We start from the raw sequence: 17,459 nt of genomic DNA, 5'->3' as shown, positions 1-17,459 counted from the left end.
TGATACTTAAAATAATGAATAACATGCGTGGAGCTTGTTTAAAACTCGCTATTTTTTAGTTTTGATGCTGTCTTTCTGCACTTCGATCTACAGTTTATGTTGTGCAGAGATCCATAAAAAATAGAATGAAATAAACCTAAAAACCTCACTTTTTCGTGATTTTCTGGCTTTTTTCTCATCCACCTCCGTACACTAAAACTGATGCCAAACAAAACTACAGGATGGCGCAATGTATATCCCATTGCCCAGAACTTCCTCATCTCGAGCTCGCTACGTTCGGTCTCAATCGGTATAAACACTTTAAAAAAATAAGGAGCATCGCATGCGCAATAAACAAATTTTGGTTCGGCTCGATCATGCAGAGTATCAGCAGCTGGCTGAACTGTGTCAGCAACTGCAGCTGAATCAGTCCGAGCTGATTCGGCATCAGCTTTTTAACCAGAAGCAATCTGCGCATGTGGATTTGGCACAAATTCAAGAGCTGCGCATCATTGCACTGCAGCTCAAACAAATTTTGCAACGCGATTGTCTCTCCCCAGCTGAACAGGCTGATCATAGGACGGATCTTGAAGCGCTGATCGAGGCACTTAAATTAATCGTGCGTAAGTTAAGTCGTGGAGTTCACATCGCATGATCTTAAAACTGATTGCAAACAGTCGTTCAACATCGCTGAAACAGCGCGTCAATGGGCTGTTGAACTATATTCAAAATCCCGAAAATACCCGCGCCAAGAATTTGAGTAATTATATCCGCCAACCGTTTGCATCTCAGCCTGCCTGGGATGAGACAGCCCTGATTGAAAAATGTGTTTATGCGAATGCACGTAATTTTCTGGATGATGATCCTGAACAACAAAAAATTGAGATGCTGCAGACGGCCAGCTTAAATGGTCGGGTAGAAGATCCGATCGTGCACCTTGTTGCAAGCTTTAAAAAGTTCGAAGTTCCAACTGTGCAGCAAATCGAAGAACAGCTCGATATTCTACTGCGACATTTAAAGGCAGAAGAGCTACAAGTGCAGTATGCGATGCATCTGGATACCGATAATGCGCATTATCATGTCGTGATCAACAGAATTCATCCACTTGAGAAAAATCAGCATCAGCAGCACAAATGCGTCAATCTTGGCGATGGCTGGATTCTTAATGCACTACATCGCAGTGCTGCAGAAATTGAAGCAACTCAGGGCTGGAGCTCAGAGCCGAATCCAATGTTTATCTATAATCGCCGCACTCAAACTGTTGAAAGCAATCCTGCATACATGAAAATCTCGGATGTAGACAAACTCCCCACACAAATTTTGGATCGGGCCTACCGACATCAACAACCGAGCGCGTTACAGCAGGAGATTCACTTCGCAAAAAGCTATCAGCAGTATGTTGAGACTTCTGTGCAGAATATCCTACGTCGCGTCAACGGCTGGACGGACTGGCATCAGGCGCTGGCAGAAAAAGGCCTGACGTTTGAAAAAAAACGTAACGGGGCCATATTTCAGTTAAAGACCTTCTCTGAACAGATCACCTTTAAAGCCTCACTATTTTGTCAGAAGCAAGCCACCCTGCCCCAGCTACAGCACCACTGGGGAGCGTATCAGGCCGCAGCTGAGGGAATTCGTCCCCAAGCCGTCCCGGATCAGGAGGTTCAGTCCCGAGTAGCGTCTCCTTCCAGCAAGCTGCACCCGTTTCATTTATTTCAACCGCAAGATTATCTCGTCACAGAATTGCACAATGTCTATCTCACCCTGAAAACGTATAAAGATCAAATCACCGTCCAGCATCAGCAGGCCGCGGCTGAGATCAAACTGGATCATGAGACTTATCAAGCTGTTGAACGTGGACTTTACATTCAGCAGCGGCAAAAGCAGTCGCCGAATATGACCTTAAATCAGATTGAAGCCACGCTGGATGATCAGCATGTTGCCCAACAGCAAAGAGATCGATCGAATAGACGGACACACTATGCACTGAGTCACCGGCAATTGACGGACAAGTTATTGAAGGACGAGCTGGGGCAAATGTTATTTTCATCGCCGAAGATAAATTCGGCGCAGATCACCTCCTATTCGGACTTTGTTTCACGTCTCGAGCGAGAACATCCCTTAGTCATTGCACAGCAGTTCCTGCTGGATCAGCGCCAATCCGCCAATTTTATTCATGCGCCCAATCCAAAATGCCGTCAGGCCCAGCTAATCTATGATGAGCAGCTTAAATATGAGCCCATTGCGGTGATGAATCAGTATGGCATCCAGATGTTTAGTCAGTATTCCGTACCACGGATTCAGCAATGCCTGAAATTGCTAGATGCACATATACCGATTGAATTTTCTGGAGAGCTGTCATTTCAACAACAGGCGAAAATTGCACTGCAGCATTGGGATCACCGGATTGAAGATCCTAACCCACAGCATGAACTCCCGTGGCTGGACCAGATTTCACCGCCCGATCTGGAGGTGTTTTTTGACCAGCTGTATCAATACTTCAATCAAACGCATAATCTACAGACCGCGATTTTCAAAGCCAATTTGTTGCTGAGTTGCTGCCATGTGAATACTGATCAACTAGACCAGAACCTCAAGCAATACACACAGGAATTTTTTAATTTCAAGTTGCCGACGCCAGACCACAACACTCTGATGCTGCGTTTGAAAAGTGTGCTGTGTACTCAACCGATCGAGCAAAACCGGCAATATTTTAATGCGCAAGACCTTGATTTGGTTTGGCAGATCGCTTTGAAACTTGAATACAACTTATTAAAACGAAATGAAATCAGCATCATCAACAAGCCACAGCCTCAGAGCAGTTCGAAACTGGTGATTGAAGAAATTGCCTTACCTCCGCGAGATCCGGATTTTTTAAGCGACTGTATGCAAGAATTAAAATTTGAGCCTCGCAAATCCCAGCTGCAGCAACAGTTCATCGAAGTTTCTGAGATTGGTTTATCTTCAAATTCACTCGGTGCATGTCAACGTATCGATACTGAAGTGAAACCCCTACCGCACTTTCCCGCAGACCGGTACCAGATCATCTGTCAGTTTGATCATCAGTTTTATATCGATCGAGAGCTAAATCAAACCGCCTTTATTGAAAATAAACATCTAGCTTATATCCACGTCGTCAGCCATCTAGAAATTCATGTCCGTGATGCCCTGTTCTTAGCCCATGCTCAATATGGTGAAGTCTTGATCACGGGCAACGAACAATTCAAGGTACAGGTTGAAGCGATTGCACAACAGTATCAAATTCCCGTGATCCGAGAAGAACATGTCGAACAGCGACAAGCGCAACTGGAGACTCCGGCTCAGCCGTCAGCGGTTCAAGTTGCAGGGCATGAACCTCATTCAAATCGATCTCAAGCAGACCCAACGCCGCAGGTTGAACCACAGCAGCGTCATGAACCCGCAGCTCAAAAAACGACATATGGCCATGACTTTGGCTTCTAGAAGAAGCTTTCTTGAAAAAGCCTAAGTAAAAAATTATCACTTAGGCTAGAACATAGGCAGATTCAGGAAAATGACTTAAAAACTCTATTTTCACGGAATCCATATGACAGATCTCTGGCTGGACGGCCAATAAGTGATCCAGCCAGACCAGGATGGCTTCGTGATTATTATAACAATGATTGACGTCCAGATAAGCAGCGATCCCGAAGCCTATGCTTACATTGAGTTCTCTAATTAATTTATAGCCGAGGAGCTTGGCTTGTGGACTGATCCATAATTCATGTGTTGTCACCATGATAAAACCTTTTTCAATTTATGCTCTGTCTGGTTCTATCCACCCGGATTACAAGTTATAATTTCTGTGTAAAAGGGAAATAATACTTGTATAAGGTGAATATAACCTGCTGTAGGTTATAAATTATCAAAGTATTAGATGTATTGCAATAAAAAATAACTCACAGTAGGTTATTTTTATATTTTAGAAAACAATATGATTCATTGTAAGTTATCTAGCCTGATGGGCGACCGTAGAATCTTAAAGTTGAGTGAAGTGGTCAATGCCACAGGAATCAACCGGAATACATTGACCAGTATGTACTATGATCGTGCTGTCAGAATTGAATTGCCCGTTGCAGATAAACTGTGTAAGTTCTTTAATTGCAGCATGAATGAGCTGTTTGAATATACCGATGAAGAAAGCGATGCCTAATCTTTGATGAGATCGTTCCCTTCATGTACCCAAATTCGCTCTGGTGCAATTTCAACAAGCCTCAATTGAGTGATGGCACTGCTGTGAAAGATCGATACAGCCCCCTGGATTGATCTCTAACGATGTGCTTACCCCATCCCAGCTTGATCAAGCTTAGATCCCTACGCAAATTCCGTAATTACAAAAATCATCAGCACCAACCCACAATCTGTCTTTCGAGCTAGGATCGATGCCCAAAGTTTCATCAAAAAATGCAGAAATTTGCTGTTCTAGAGCTATTTTTAATTTTTTTTGATGAAAACGCGTCGAAATTGCATGAATCAAGCTGCGAATTTTTTATTTTTGCTACTCTCCGCTTTGTCTACATATCAGTCACTTTTTTAGATCTCTCTAACAAAGTGGCATGCAGATGATGGCGTGGGTGGAAGGATCAAGCGACGCTAGCGCGCCATGGCGATTGTTCTAATGCATTTAGAGCAAGAGTTGCTACTAGGGTATATCGACAAAGCAACAACGTGATGAGTAGCTGAAAACTTGGCTTAAATCGTATATTGGGGAGACCCTTGCGGAGATAGTCGGGTTCAGTTGGTTTGGGAACGTGTCGATGCGGTGTGTGAATCGTAATCTCAGCCTATAAGGGAAAGCACAATTACCCTTTGCAGATACGACCGAAGCGTGGCTCCGTCAGCCCGAAATTGGTATTCGGCGATACTTTAAGAGCAAGCAATTTTTGCCGGCTCTTAGGGTGAGTATTGCCGAAACTCTCTCAACGTTCACCATCAGCCCAAAGGGCTTGCCCGACGGCTGTGGGGGATGGGGAGAGATTGAGAGCATTTAGTAATTGATGATTCATATTAGCCGCCTTAGAAATAGCTATGCTCTTATCTAAGCTTATCTTTATGTTTATAAAATCAAACCCCTAATGATTTATAAGCTAGATCTCATCAAGACATCTTTCTCCACCATTTTTTAATTGAAATGTCTATAACTAGACTGTTAAGCAAAACCCCCATTAACACGAACCACTTGTGCATTGATCCAACTCCCTTCTTTTCCTGCAAGAGTAGCAATCACATTCGCAATATCTTCAGGCTGGCCTAGACGTTCGAGCGGTGAAAGCTGGGTGATGGATTCGATCTGAGCTTGGGTTTTGCCTTGATAAAATAATGCTGTACTCGTGGGACCTGGAGCAACGGCATTCACGGTAATATTCCGACCTCGTAATTCATTTGCCAAAACGCGTACTAGCCCTTCAACACCAGCTTTTGATGCGATATATGCACCATAGGCAGGAAAAGATTTTGCAATCACACTACTCGACAATGCAATAATACGCCCGCCATTCTCAACTGATTCCGCTGCATAGGCTAATACCAGAAAAGCGCCACGTAGATTGGTATGAATCACCTGATCAAATGCAGACAAACTGGAAGGAATAATCTTTGCCATTGGCATGATTCCAGCACTATGCACCACTAGATCTAAACGACCATGAATGGCTTTTGCCTGTTCAAATAATTGCTGAACTTCGACTTCATTGGCAACATCTGCCTGTATTGCAGTGGCTTTCCCACCTTGCGCCAGAATGAGCTCAACCGTGTCATCGGCAGCTTGCAGATCATGAGCATAGTTCACAATCACATAAAAGCCATCTTGAGCTAGACGCATTGCTACGGCCTGACCAATACCACGAGATGCACCTGTGACCAGTGCAGTTTTTATAGGATAAATCATTTTAATTTCTCATCTCTAAAACACGATGATTGGATTTTAATATATGTATTTTTGGAATAAAGATGCGTATTTGGATAAGATTATTCGACATTGATTAACAATTAAAATGGCATCGATTACTTTATTATGGATAAATTTGATACTTTAAAATTGTTTACCCGAATTGTTGAATTGGGCAATTTTACTCAGGCTGCAGATCAACTGAACATTCCACGGGCAACTGCCAGTAATGCCATTAAACAACTTGAAGCTGATTTAAACAGCCGTTTACTGGAAAGAACCACACGCCATGTCCGACCATCTGCTGATGGGCAAGCTTTCTATCAGCGTTGTATACAGATTCTATCGGATCTAGAAGATGCCGAGTCTTCTTTAAAAAATGTGATCCAACAGCCTCGTGGAATGTTGCGTATTGATTTATCCAATGCACAAGCCACCCAAATTGTTCTTCCGCATATTGATGAATTTCATCAACGTTACCCTGAGATAGAGTTGATTATAAGCAGTGGAGACCGCTTGGTAGACTTAGTTCGTGAGGGAATTGATTGTGTAATTCGTGCAGGGAATTTACAAGATTCATCATTGATTGCACGACATCTGGCAAATATGCCCCAAGTGATTTGTGCCAGCCCAGACTACTTAGCCCAATATGGTGTCCCACAGCACCCTTCAGAGTTGACAGCTCATTATGCTGTTGGTTTTTTCTCAGTGACAGGAGGGCAACATTCTGCAATTGAACTCATTCTTGGCGGGAAAAAACAAGAATATACCTTAAACAGCTGGGTATCGGTCAATGATGCAGAGAATTATATTCTATGTGCATTACGCCATATGGGACTGATCCAGGCTCCTCGCTACCATGTACAGCAACAACTGCAGGCTGGTCAGCTGGTTGAGGTTTTACCAGCTTGGAAAAGCCTAGATATGTCTGTTTCAGTACTGTATCCACAGCATCGGCAATTATCGCCACGTGTGCGTGTATTTGCAGAGTGGTTAAGCCAAGTTTATAAAACCTTCTTTCGCGAAGATTAAAAAAATGGGATAAAAATCTAAGTCCATTATTCATCTATGCGAATGACTGATCGTAAACATGATATGGAAACGCATATCTTTATATTTCATTCAGGAGTCACAATACAGGTTTTAAAGATGTTGATTAAACCCTGTAATTGCCCATAGTAACCTTCAATATTGGCTTGTATCCATTGCTATTGAAGTTTCGTAAGTAGTTTATTGGTTTCAATTTCAATGCGGCTAAAGGTACAAAAACGTGTATCCCCTTTCGCAATATCCACTTGTCTGAGCTCCTCTGCTCAAACATACAGATCAGAGAACAAGACTGCATGAATTTTTTTAAGGTAATTCAGATCATAGGGTGGTTCTTCATATTCAATCTGCATACTGGCATGTTGAGTAAGTTTTAACTCAGCCTGTTGCAGAATCGCTTCATCCTGAATCTGTAATTGATTACGTAAGATATTGGTTTCAGGATAGTAATTATAAGCTATCCCCTACTTCACCATATTTATCCATAACGCAAGTATCAAGAGTCTACAGTTTGAGTCACAGCCTGATACTTCTGCAAAATCTAGTTTTTGGTTAGATCTTCAGAAGTTGTTGTGCTTTTTAGACCTTCTAATTTAAGGCTAGCTTGATAGTTTTTAAGACGCGTAGCTTGAATGTATCTTTTTTTCTGTTCAGTGGTTACTAACATTAAGCTACCCCTTGTGAAAAGAAACGATATTGTATTAGCCCCCGTAAAAACGGACAGTTAACTCGCTAATTTTAGCGATAGAAATTCCCGATGGGATTTCATTTTTAATCCACTATGCGGATGATTGCAATTGTAATCTTCTATCCATAGCGGCAAAGCGTTAAGCACGGTTGCAGCATCAGGCACATTATTCAAATAGACGTAATCCCGTTTAAATGTCTTCACAAATGCTTCCGCCATCCCGTTGCGCTGTGGACTTCTAATCGGTGTGGTACAGATCCGAAAACCAAGTGCATGCGCAAATTGCAAATTGCCGTGTCGATTTCGCAATATAACAACTGCCATTATCTGTCAGCCATTCAATCAGCTGAGGCAAATAACTGACTGCACCAAAGCGTTTTTCCATGCTCTGTACAAGTACATCACACACCATGTCACTACTGATGCCACTAGTGGTTGCAACATAACTCATGATTTCCCGATACCCAGCAATCCAGGCTAAAGATGGACTGCTCCCAGTATCCTAGGCTTCAAAATGAGGCTGTCTCATGTCTAGGAGAGTGATGGCAGTCCACAATGATGTGCATTAAGTTTACTGGTCACATCTGCATTAATAAAGCAAAGCAATAAATGCCAACTTAATGTAAGCAGGATCCTTTACGGCACCATCATGATGACTGAAGATTCTGATCAAATGACTGACGAAGTTGGCATTAAGACCATACTTCAGTGAGACTAATTCAAAGTATTAAGATATTTGTAGGCATTCATAATGCTAAGTTTGAACTCTTTGCTGTACGTGTGCATTTTTTAGCAACAGGAGGTACTGCAGAATATATATACATGCTCATGGACTAAGTTCCCACTTGTTTTTAAGTGGGAACCTAATTAAGGCTTATAGGATAGTTGCGCAAGGGTGTATTCGCCGAATGCTTACTGATCAAGTTTGAGCTAGTTCATCAGCATTTTTTTTAGTAGGCTTTCCAGCTCTTGTAAATTTTTATCATCAAATTGGCTAATTTTTAATGAAATTTTTAAGGTATTGTGATCAAATTTAATATTACCAGCAACTTTTCCATCATATTCTATTTTATGAACAATTGAAGTTTTGATGGGCTCCTTAGTTTCTTTCGACTTCATAATTTTTTCAGCTAGTAATGCCAGCTTTGTTTGTTCGACTTCTTTTTTCAGCAATTTCGCCCATGCTTCTAACAATGCATCTATAGCATTATTATAATTATCTTCATAATCGGATAAAAACTTTTTTACTGAAGTTGCAGCAGTACGTGCCAACAATCCTGGTTGTTTTTCCAAATCATCAAGCAGTTCTTTAGGAAGTTTCTCGAAAGATAAATATTTATACATGTCCTCACGGTTCATGCCTAAGGACTTTGCCAGTTTTTGCTTGTTCTTTTTTAATTTTTCATCTAGAGAACTCAAGCCCACATAAATTTCATAATCAGCTAAGTCTTCCCGTTTTAAGTTTTCCGCTAAAGTTAATAGTGCAACGTCTTCATCAGATGCATCAATGACAATCACTTCAATTGTATTTTTATTGAGAATTTGATGCGCTTTCAAGCGTCGTTCGCCAGCGATTAATTCATATTTGTCCTGTACCCGTCGGACTGCAATTGGTTGTAGTAAGCCAATTTCTTCAATTGATGCTGCCAAATCTTCTATATCTTGTTGATTAAATACTTTTCTTGGCTGATTTGGGCTAGGTTGAATATCTGTAATTTGTACATTACGACGTAGTTCTTTAACATCGTTTACATGCTCTTGTTGAGCTTGTTGATGCTTTTGAGTATTTTGCTGAAGACGTTGTGCCAACAATTCTTTTGTACTTACCATAATATTCTCAGAAGACTTTTATTCAACACGATTGATGATTTCTTTCGCTAAATCCTGAAAAGCTTTACGAACTTTAGAGTTTTTATCTACATTAAATAAGGGCTGTTGTAAAATTGCTGCCTGATTCACTTTAGTACTCATTGGAATAGTCGTTTCTAACAATTCTCCAACTTGACTTAAAGCCTCATCTCTAATTAATTTACAAACATTTTGACGTTCATCATGTTTAATTAACAAAGCCCCTAAAAGCTTTAACTCAGGATTCACTCGTCTTATTTTACTTAAATGGTTAATCAAGTCAGTTACACCATATAAGCCATATTGCGAACCTGATTCAATCGGTACCATAACATGTGTAGATGCAGCCAATGCATTACTAGTTAGAAGTTTTAGGCTTGGAGGACAATCAATCAGGATGAAGTCATATAATCCTTTTAATAACTCCAATTTATTAGACAACTCTTCAGATGGTCTTGGTGCATCATCTTTGAGTTGATCTTCAGTTTTACCTAAAGTGAGTGATCCATAAATTAAAGAAACATTTTTGAAATTTGTTTCTTCTTCTAAAGCTTCAGATAATAAACTTAAATCACCCACCAGTAATTCAGCAGATGTAGTTTCCACTTCACTAGGATGTCTCGACCCAATATGTAAGCTTGCATTGGCTTGAGGATCTAAATCAATAACCAATACTTTTTTACCCAAGTCAGCTAGCTCTGATGCTAGATGAACGACAGTGGTTGTCTTTCCACAACCACCTTTATGATTTGCCACAGCAATGATTTTAGTTGACTTAATTGTCATAATAGACCTCACTTGAGTTATTGTAATATAAAGAACTTTGTAGCAAGTTGCTACACTTTCTTACCTTAGCTTGAAGTTATAATTTGAAGTTAAGATATAAACAAATTATTTTTTATAAGATATAGCTAGCTAATTATAATTAGTATTAATTAATACTAATTAGCTAATTATAATTAGAACATTTTTTTTTCAAAAAAATCAAATATTTATAGATTTAAAAGTGGAAGGTTTGTCACTAAAAAGTGGAAGGTTTGTCACTGAAAAGTGGAAGGTTTGTCACTAAAAGGTGGAAGGTTTGTCACTAAAAGGTGGAAGGTTTGTCACTGAAAAGTGGAAGACTTGTCACCATGGTGGAAGACTTGTCACTGGTTTTAAAAAAAACTTAAATTAAATTAAAAAAACATTTAAATTCAATTTACTATCCTGTTGATAAGTTAAATTATTTGACTTTAAAGGTGGAAGGCTTGTCATTTTGATATTTTTATCCTGTGGATAAGCTGCTTGTTGCTAATTTCATCAAGAATACTGTACTTTTACTTCTAAGCCGGCTAAAAGTGGAAGCTTTGTCACTCTTAAGGTGTATTTTTTATTTATTTTTCCACTTTATTGGGTTGCTTAGTGTATTTTTTCTCTTTTTATATGACTTGAAAATGTCTGGAAATATTAAAAGTGGAAGCTTTGTCACTTAAAAAGTGTATTTTTAATATTCTTTCCACTTTATTTTTAAAAAGTGTTTTAAATAACAAAACAGAGTGACAAGGTTTCCACCATTAGCTTTGTGTTTGATTGCTTCATAGCCAGAAATAGGTTTTGTCTGAGTTAAAATGGTGGATAATTTGCATGAGATTCCACTTTTGTGTATAACATGTAAAAAAGCACTTTTATTTTCTACTTATGAATAATCTGAATGAAAAAGAGGAAATAGAATATTTACCGTATTGTATTGGGAATATTCGGCATAATGGCGTGGTCAGCACCAGCAACCGCCTGATTCGACCGATTGAACTGTCATCCAATGAGTACAAAGCGCTACTTTATGCGATGGCAGTGGCGAATTACGGTGAGAAAAATAATCAAGATCGTGAGATTACCGAGCAAACCTATATTTATTTGCATAAAGATGATTTAGGCGAATTACTGGGTTTAGATAAAAAGAATTCCATTAATGTTGCGATTGATCGGATCTATAAAGAACTTTCCTCTCGGGTGGCCCATTTTGTCATTGAAGAGCCTTTAGATGACAGCAAAAGAAAAGTAAAAAAAGTTCATTCTGTAGTACCGATTATTCGAGAGCTGCGTTGGGAAGATGATGCAAAAAATGCCTTGCAGATTCGCTTTACCAGCGAAGTTCTGCCTTATTTTACCCGTCTGGCAAACGGAAACTTTACCACTTACCAATTAAAGGATTTATTTGCTTTAGACTCAGTGACCAGTATGAGTTTGTATTCCTACTTTATTAAAAATGAGTTCAAGTATGCCAGTCAAGATTGTTATGAAGTTGAACTATCATTGGAAAATATCAAGGCATTAACTGACATTGGCGAGAAAAAATATGATCGTTGGGTCGATTTCAGACGTTATGTGCTCGATAAAATTGTTGAAGAAATTAATCAACGAACCAGTCTGAAGCTAGAATATGACACCATCAAGAAAGGCCGTCCTGTTGTCGGTGTGCGGTTTAAAATTGTGAATGGACATACTGAAACCAGTATTCCACAAACTAATGAAAAGACCAAGATTTATCTGGATGTCAATTTTGATGATAATGCCATTGTTAAAGAACTGGGCGCAAAATTCGATCTGACAGTCCGATCTTGGTATATTTATGCCAATGATCCGAATTATAAACAGTTCCGCAAGTGGTTTAAGACGGAAGGCTGCTTAACCGATTCTCAAGCGAACGTCATTGTGAACGATATTATGTTTCAAATGGATTTTGCTGTGGCTGGTGCATCCATGAGTGATTTCAAAAAAGAGATGAAATATAAGCTCAAAAATGATCCTAATTTCGTTCAGGAAAATCGTGCTCGTTTGAATGAGGTTTTTGGTAAAGAAATTATTTAAAATGTGTAGCAACTTACTACACTACTTATGAAGTAAAGAATATTGGTACTGCTGCAAATAGCCATAGATGATAACCTAAATTATCTTTTAACGAAAAGTTCAGCATATGAAACCCTTTCATGGTCGGCATTTTCAGGGCGAAATCATTCTTTGGGTCGTGCGCTGGTATTATAAATATGGCATGAGCTATCGTGAACTTTAGGAGCTGAGCTCATGGTATATTGATGAAACTTATGTAAAAGTGAATGGACGATGGTCTTATCTGTATCGTGCAGGCGACCAACGTGGCTATACAATTGATTTTTATCTTTCTTCTAGACGCAATACCAAATCAGCCTATTGTTTTCTTGGAAAAATTTTAAAGAATGTAAAGAAGTGGCAGATTCCACAAGTGATCAATACGGACAAAGCACCTACATACGGAAGTGCTTTGTCACGGTTAAAACGGGAAGGGAAATGCCCACCAAACCTTAAGCACAGGCAGATTAAATACAAAACAACGTGATCGAATGTGATCATGGCAAGTTAAAGCGAATCATCAGGGCCACGTTAGGCTTCAATCCATGAAGACGGCTTATGCCACAATTAAAGGTATTGAAGTCATACGTGCACTAGGCAAAGGACACGCTTCATCATTTTATGATGGTCAGCCTCAGGGTGAAGTGAATCTGGCGAATAGAGTTTTCGGTACTCTAAGTACCTTCGTACAGGGAAATCATAAAACTCAAATCTCTATTTGCAACGGTGCCAAAAGCAACGATCACAGCTCTGGTTGATAATATTAATCGTGCCGATTTATTTGATTTTGAAATTGCCAATGCCTTGCAAAAAATTGTCAATTATTTGACTATCCAATTGAAAACTCAGATTTCATTACGGAAAAATTTAATGTTTCCAGAAATAAATATTATCGTTTGGTCAGTTTATTTGATTTGCCTGATTTTATTCGTGAAGCATTGCAACGTGAACCAAATTTGTTGAGTGGTTCAGGAGAGAGTTTGTTGAAAACAGAATTGAATAAATCTATTGAATATGTAGGATTACATCAGGCACTCGAGTTGTTGCAGCAATAATGGCAACATTATGTAGATGTTGAGTATTCCCAATACTCAAAAAAGAAATACAGCATTTATTAAACAATTTGAGCAAAATGCGCAGGCAGTTTTCCTACAGAATCAGCCAATTGTTTCAGAAGTATCAGCATTTATGACACCTGAAGTGTTCCCTGAACCTTCTATGTTAGAGGAGTCACAACTGCAAAATTCTGCGCAATATAGTGTTTTAAACCAGCAGGGTAAAAAAGTAGGATCTCTTAAGCTATCAGAAAGTTTGAAAGGTAAAAAAGTCATGACTATTAGAATGACGATGAACCAACTAGATGAAGCCAAGTTAGAACTAATTAAAGAATTTTTGAAAACATTAGATTAATTTTTTCTACGTTTCGCTGCGAAATAGTAAAAATTTTAAAAGCGAACCGTACTGAGTTTGTCGGAGTCACTTATGCTGAGAGAATGTTCCGATGAAAAAATCAAAATATAATTCTGAAATCAAAGAAAGAGCTGTGCGCTTACTTCTTGAATCCTAGAAAATTCCTCTACTTGGGCAGCAAAGACCGTACTTTCTCCTAAAAATGGTTGTATATCCGAAATACTTCGAGCCTGATATCTCGATATTTAGATCAATAAGATCCCATCAAAGTGCAATAGTTATCTGATTAGCAACGTATCAAATAACTGGAACGTGAGAATATTGTTATGGAAGATCTACCTTTAGGTTTTCTGTGTAATAAAGCCTCAATTAATCAGAAAAAATTTTAGGATAATTCCATTATTTTATGGTTTAATTTAATAATTAAAGATTAAGACTTAATATAATGGATTTAAACTTCATAAAACCAGAAGAAGTCGTGATACTTATAGGTGAGCGTTTGCGTAAGCAGCGACTCTTTCTTGAGATGTCTCAAGCTGAGGTTGCAGCACGTTCAGGTGTTGGTGTGAATACCGTTTCTAATCTAGAAGCGGGTCGAAATGTATCTGTTGAAAACTTAGTCCGTATTGCAATGGTTTTAGGTCGATTACACGAACTTCAGGAATTGTTCCAACCACAGCTTAACAGTGTCAATGATATTTTACGCTATGAAAGCCAAAGTAAACGCCACCGTATTAAGAGGAAAGGGTAATGCTCAATAGACTTAATGTTTATTACAACGGTTGGGGTGAATCTTGGCTGTGGGGAACTTTAATTAGCTCAACAGCTACGACAGGTAGACCGATCATTTCTTTTGAGTACAGTTCAGAAGCGATACGTAGCGGTATTGAGCTATCTTCTTACCTATTACCGTTAAACGGTCTTCCACTCAGACAAGGCTTTCCTGCGCATCACATGGGGCTACCTGGTTCAGTCTATGATGCTTTACCAGATGGTTGGGGCATGTTGCTGATGGATCGATATTTTAGAAAAATTGGAATGAATCCAGCTCGAATCGGTCCTTTGGAACGTCTGACTTATATTAGTACACATGCAATGGGGGCCTTATCCTTTGAACCTTGTGTAGCAGATATGCAAGCTTTAGAGAATATTCCCCTGTTGCAATTGGCACAGGAAGTTCAAGAAGTGCTAAAAGGGGAAGGTGGAGAATTTTTACAGCATTTGTTGGTCATGGGTGGCTCTCCACAGGGTGCAAGACCCAAAGCACTGGTTTACCGAGATCCTGTCAGTTTGGAGTTTTCAACTCAAGCTTCTGATCAACACGAAGCCTGGCTGATTAAATTTCCTGCCCAGCAAGAGCATCCAGAGGTATGTGCGATTGAAGCAGTCTATGCAGCATGTTTGCGTCTTTGTGAAATTGAGACACCAGATACCCATTTTTTTAATTTGCCCAATGGTTTAACGGCTTTCGCATCTAAACGATTCGACCGTCAAAATGGCATGCGAATTCCAATGCAAAGTTTGGCCGCATATACTGGAGCAGATTATAAAGTTCCAGGTAGCCTAGACTATCGCAATTTCCTCCGTGCGACATTGATGTGTACTCAAGATGTGCGGGAAAGAACTTATGCTTTCAAACGCGCTGTGTTTAATGTGCTATTCAATAATAGGGATGACCATACCAAGAACTTTTCCTTTCTCATGGCAAAAAATGGTCAATGGAAACTGGCTCCAGCCTATGATGTAACCTTCTGTGAAGGTTCTGGTGGTTATCATCAAATGGACATTATGGGAGAAGCACTCAATATTTCCCAAAATGATATACATAAACTCGGTACTTCTGAAGCCAATCTAACCGTACAAGAAATCGACGAAATCATCTTGGAGATGTCTGAAATTGCATGGCAGTTTAGTCAGATTGCAGAACGCCTGTACCCGAATCAAATTCGAGAATCTACCCTACACATGATTCAATCCCGAATACAACAGAACATTGATTTTCTAACTGCAATTTAAGCGAAAATACAAATTAAGTCTTAAATGTCATATTGGTATCTTTACTACGACGCAGCTCTTCTTGTAACTGAGAGCTTGTGTTTCCAATTTTCCATTTCAGAAAAATTGGGCTGGGCTCTTCTAAAGGTATATTAGAATTTCTCTGAAAATTTTATTGATCTGAATAATGTTGAACAGTTGTAATGACTTCGATGCATTTCATAAGACACTCCTTGATCCTAGTGTTATGACTAGGTCTTAATTTTGAAGTGTCTATTTTAATTCGGGGCTAATACAATATGTGTTTATTTTATTCAGTGTTTGGCTCTAAGTTAGAAAAAATGCCTGAAGCTTATTGAGCTGTTTTGGGAGCTTATAAACTGCCTAAATTTTTCCAAGAAAACAATATGCTGATTTGGTATTACGTCGAGAAGAAAGATAAAAATAAATCGTATATCTACGTTGGTCAATTGCACGATACAGATAAGCTCATCGTCCACTCACTTTTACATAAGTTTCATCAATATGCCTTGAACTCAGCTCCTAAAGTTCATGATAGCTAATGCCATATTTACAATACCAGCGCACGACCCAAAGAATAATTTCACCCTGAAAATGTCGACCATGGAAAGGATTCATATACTGAAATTTTAGCTAAAAGGGTATTTAGCTTATTATCTATGGCTATTTGCAACAGTGCCGATGATTTTACGGTCTTACGAGAATAGCCATTCCTGTGATTGGTTAGTTGAGATTTTCTTGCAGATAGTTTTCAAATTTAGCATTTAAAGCTGCTTCGGTCAGCTGCTTGATCAGTGGTGTCAGGATACTATTTTCACCAGTAAGGGGTTATCCTGACTGTAATTGTTTTAATGCTGCTTTGAAATCAAAGTTGTTTGTCATGATGTGTTATTTTCTGTTTGATTCAGTTTATTGAAGTGACACAGATTTTTGAACACTACCTATTTATGCTTATGATGTCTAAAATCTAAAGTAAATTATAAGTTAAAACTTCGCTTTCTAAGAGCACATAGCCAATCATCACTTTAAAGTTCATCTCATTTTTATTTACATGAATAAATATTCTATTTCTAATGATATCTATAATTATAACTTTCATATCTAAAAAAGATAGCATAATTTTATATTTTGAATATATTACTTTAATGGTACTCTCTTTCGCTGAAAAAATAATTAAATAAATATATGGGTCAAATTGATTAAAATTAAATAAATATCTCATCTCAAATGGATTGAGAAAATGATTCAGTATCTCTGGATTTTCATTCAATATGCTGTGGTTGTTCTTTAATTCAATATCAATGCCAACATATTTAGCCTCTCGATTTAAACAAGCAATTGCAGCTCCAGTTTGAGGGCAATGCATTGAATGGCTAATGCTCCCAAAGTGGTTTTTAGGCCAAATCGGTTCCCCATGTTGCCCTTTATGAAGAATGAAATTATGAGGGTAGTCGAGTGATTTTAAGGCATACTGTGCCGCTAATCGACCAATAAAAAACTCCGTTTGTCTTTTAAAACAAGAAGTTTTTATATTTTCAGGAAGATGGATATTGAATTTCTGGTATAACTCTAAAATTCCTTGATGTTTATTCAGTTGAATAGAGACCTTATGGAAATATAAATCATTGATTCTAATATTATCATATTGAATGAAGCCTAGATCTGAAAAATAAGTTGAGGTAATATCGATATTTCTCATGA

Annotated in this window: 15 protein-coding genes and 4 pseudogenes; 10 read left to right on the top strand and 9 right to left on the bottom strand. The window is 38.8% G+C overall.

Going from position 1 to position 17,459, the window contains the following annotated elements; genetic code table 11:
- The first annotated feature begins 322 nt into the window (after positions 1-322).
- Together F975_RS00595 and F975_RS00590 are read left to right on the top strand one after the other, a co-directional pair.
- Positions 323-634 carry a plasmid mobilization protein gene (locus F975_RS00595; protein ID WP_004749354.1) on the top strand — a complete coding sequence of 104 codons (312 nt, stop codon included), beginning with the start codon at positions 323-325 and terminating at the stop codon, positions 632-634.
- On the top strand, positions 631-3,438 hold the full coding sequence (locus tag F975_RS00590) for a relaxase/mobilization nuclease domain-containing protein (RefSeq protein ID WP_004749353.1): 2,808 nt from the start codon (positions 631-633) through the stop codon (positions 3,436-3,438). The genes F975_RS00595 and F975_RS00590 overlap by 4 nt, the downstream gene beginning before the upstream one ends.
- A gap of 40 nt (positions 3,439-3,478) precedes the next feature.
- Here the strand turns inward: F975_RS00590 and F975_RS00585 are convergent, their stop codons facing one another.
- Positions 3,479-3,733: a hypothetical protein gene (locus tag F975_RS00585; RefSeq protein WP_004749352.1), complete on the bottom strand. Its 255-nt coding sequence runs from the start codon at positions 3,731-3,733 to the stop codon at positions 3,479-3,481.
- Between the two features lie 195 nt (positions 3,734-3,928).
- On the opposite strand from F975_RS00585, the gene F975_RS00580 reads away from it, so the two are divergent.
- The gene (locus F975_RS00580) at positions 3,929-4,147 is read left to right on the top strand and encodes a helix-turn-helix domain-containing protein (protein ID WP_004749349.1); all 219 of its coding nucleotides are present in this window, start codon (positions 3,929-3,931) and stop codon (positions 4,145-4,147) included.
- 996 nt (positions 4,148-5,143) lie between these two features.
- On the opposite strand, the gene F975_RS00575 is transcribed toward F975_RS00580, so the two are convergent.
- Positions 5,144-5,881 carry an SDR family oxidoreductase gene (locus tag F975_RS00575; protein WP_004749347.1) on the bottom strand — a complete coding sequence of 246 codons (738 nt, stop codon included), beginning with the start codon at positions 5,879-5,881 and terminating at the stop codon, positions 5,144-5,146.
- A gap of 126 nt (positions 5,882-6,007) precedes the next feature.
- Here F975_RS00575 and F975_RS00570 point away from each other — a divergent pair, with 126 nt between their 5' ends.
- Positions 6,008-6,913 carry a LysR family transcriptional regulator gene (locus tag F975_RS00570; protein ID WP_004749346.1) on the top strand — a complete coding sequence of 302 codons (906 nt, stop codon included), beginning with the start codon at positions 6,008-6,010 and terminating at the stop codon, positions 6,911-6,913.
- Positions 6,914-6,999: 86 nt separating this feature from the next.
- Here F975_RS00570 and F975_RS15650 read toward each other — a convergent pair.
- From F975_RS15650 to F975_RS00550, 5 genes and pseudogenes are all read right to left on the bottom strand, one after another.
- Positions 7,000-7,414 (bottom strand): annotated as a pseudogene (locus tag F975_RS15650) (hypothetical protein).
- 55 nt (positions 7,415-7,469) lie between these two features.
- On the bottom strand, positions 7,470-7,595 hold the full coding sequence (locus F975_RS15370; protein ID WP_004749345.1) for a YhfG family protein: 126 nt from the start codon (positions 7,593-7,595) through the stop codon (positions 7,470-7,472).
- A gap of 57 nt (positions 7,596-7,652) precedes the next feature.
- Positions 7,653-8,098, bottom strand: a pseudogene (locus F975_RS15950) (integrase core domain-containing protein); the annotation flags it as partial.
- A 448-nt stretch (positions 8,099-8,546) separates the two neighbouring features.
- Complete coding sequence (locus F975_RS00555; RefSeq protein ID WP_004749344.1) at positions 8,547-9,446, bottom strand: ParB/RepB/Spo0J family partition protein; 900 nt, start codon at positions 9,444-9,446, stop codon at positions 8,547-8,549.
- An 18-nt stretch (positions 9,447-9,464) separates the two neighbouring features.
- Complete coding sequence (locus tag F975_RS00550) at positions 9,465-10,250, bottom strand: ParA family protein (protein ID WP_004749343.1); 786 nt, start codon at positions 10,248-10,250, stop codon at positions 9,465-9,467.
- Positions 10,251-11,144: 894 nt separating this feature from the next.
- Between F975_RS00550 and F975_RS00545 the strand changes: the two genes are divergently transcribed.
- From F975_RS00545 to F975_RS00525, 6 genes and pseudogenes are all read left to right on the top strand, one after another.
- A complete protein-coding gene (locus F975_RS00545; RefSeq protein WP_004749342.1) occupies positions 11,145-12,314 on the top strand; it encodes a replication initiation protein in 1,170 nt (389 codons plus the stop codon).
- Positions 12,315-12,420: 106 nt separating this feature from the next.
- Positions 12,421-13,003 (top strand): annotated as a pseudogene (locus F975_RS00540) (IS6 family transposase); the annotation flags it as partial.
- A gap of 225 nt (positions 13,004-13,228) precedes the next feature.
- A complete protein-coding gene (locus tag F975_RS15645; RefSeq protein WP_155757275.1) occupies positions 13,229-13,387 on the top strand; it encodes a hypothetical protein in 159 nt (52 codons plus the stop codon).
- Between the two features lie 16 nt (positions 13,388-13,403).
- Complete coding sequence (locus tag F975_RS00535; protein WP_004749340.1) at positions 13,404-13,742, top strand: hypothetical protein; 339 nt, start codon at positions 13,404-13,406, stop codon at positions 13,740-13,742.
- Between the two features lie 445 nt (positions 13,743-14,187).
- The gene (locus F975_RS00530) at positions 14,188-14,493 is read left to right on the top strand and encodes a helix-turn-helix domain-containing protein (protein ID WP_004749339.1); all 306 of its coding nucleotides are present in this window, start codon (positions 14,188-14,190) and stop codon (positions 14,491-14,493) included.
- Complete coding sequence (locus tag F975_RS00525; protein WP_004749338.1) at positions 14,493-15,758, top strand: type II toxin-antitoxin system HipA family toxin; 1,266 nt, start codon at positions 14,493-14,495, stop codon at positions 15,756-15,758. Before F975_RS00530 ends, F975_RS00525 begins: the two co-directional genes overlap by 1 nt.
- A 366-nt stretch (positions 15,759-16,124) precedes the next feature.
- Here F975_RS00525 and F975_RS15360 read toward each other — a convergent pair.
- A pseudogene (locus F975_RS15360) lies at positions 16,125-16,376 on the bottom strand (DDE-type integrase/transposase/recombinase); the annotation flags it as partial.
- Positions 16,377-16,725: 349 nt separating this feature from the next.
- A complete protein-coding gene (locus F975_RS00520; RefSeq protein ID WP_004749337.1) occupies positions 16,726-17,457 on the bottom strand; it encodes a 4'-phosphopantetheinyl transferase family protein in 732 nt (243 codons plus the stop codon).
- Positions 17,458-17,459: the final 2 nt, after the last annotated feature.

Source organism: Acinetobacter brisouisimilis (assembly GCF_000368265.1).
Lineage (GTDB): Bacteria > Pseudomonadota > Gammaproteobacteria > Pseudomonadales > Moraxellaceae > Acinetobacter.
This window is presented reverse-complemented; position numbering and strand designations above follow the sequence as displayed.

Bases quoted from the DNA above. Each gene is read 5' to 3' on its own strand.
- F975_RS00575 (WP_004749347.1), bottom strand. From the start codon at position 5,881: ATGATTTATCCTATAAAAACTGCACTGGTCACAGGTGCATCTCGTGGT.
- F975_RS15370 (WP_004749345.1), bottom strand. From the start codon at position 7,595: ATGTTAGTAACCACTGAACAGAAAAAAAGATACATTCAAGCTACGCGT.
- F975_RS00545 (WP_004749342.1), top strand. From the start codon at position 11,145: ATGAATAATCTGAATGAAAAAGAGGAAATAGAATATTTACCGTATTGT.
- F975_RS00535 (WP_004749340.1), top strand. From the start codon at position 13,404: ATGTTGAGTATTCCCAATACTCAAAAAAGAAATACAGCATTTATTAAA.
- F975_RS00550 (WP_004749343.1), bottom strand. From the start codon at position 10,250: ATGACAATTAAGTCAACTAAAATCATTGCTGTGGCAAATCATAAAGGT.
- F975_RS00585 (WP_004749352.1), bottom strand. From the start codon at position 3,733: ATGGTGACAACACATGAATTATGGATCAGTCCACAAGCCAAGCTCCTC.
- F975_RS00530 (WP_004749339.1), top strand. From the start codon at position 14,188: ATGGATTTAAACTTCATAAAACCAGAAGAAGTCGTGATACTTATAGGT.
- F975_RS00520 (WP_004749337.1), bottom strand. From the start codon at position 17,457: ATGAGAAATATCGATATTACCTCAACTTATTTTTCAGATCTAGGCTTC.
- F975_RS00595 (WP_004749354.1), top strand. From the start codon at position 323: ATGCGCAATAAACAAATTTTGGTTCGGCTCGATCATGCAGAGTATCAG.
- F975_RS00590 (WP_004749353.1), top strand. From the start codon at position 631: ATGATCTTAAAACTGATTGCAAACAGTCGTTCAACATCGCTGAAACAG.
- F975_RS00580 (WP_004749349.1), top strand. From the start codon at position 3,929: ATGATTCATTGTAAGTTATCTAGCCTGATGGGCGACCGTAGAATCTTA.
- F975_RS00570 (WP_004749346.1), top strand. From the start codon at position 6,008: ATGGATAAATTTGATACTTTAAAATTGTTTACCCGAATTGTTGAATTG.
- F975_RS00555 (WP_004749344.1), bottom strand. From the start codon at position 9,446: ATGGTAAGTACAAAAGAATTGTTGGCACAACGTCTTCAGCAAAATACT.
- F975_RS00525 (WP_004749338.1), top strand. From the start codon at position 14,493: ATGCTCAATAGACTTAATGTTTATTACAACGGTTGGGGTGAATCTTGG.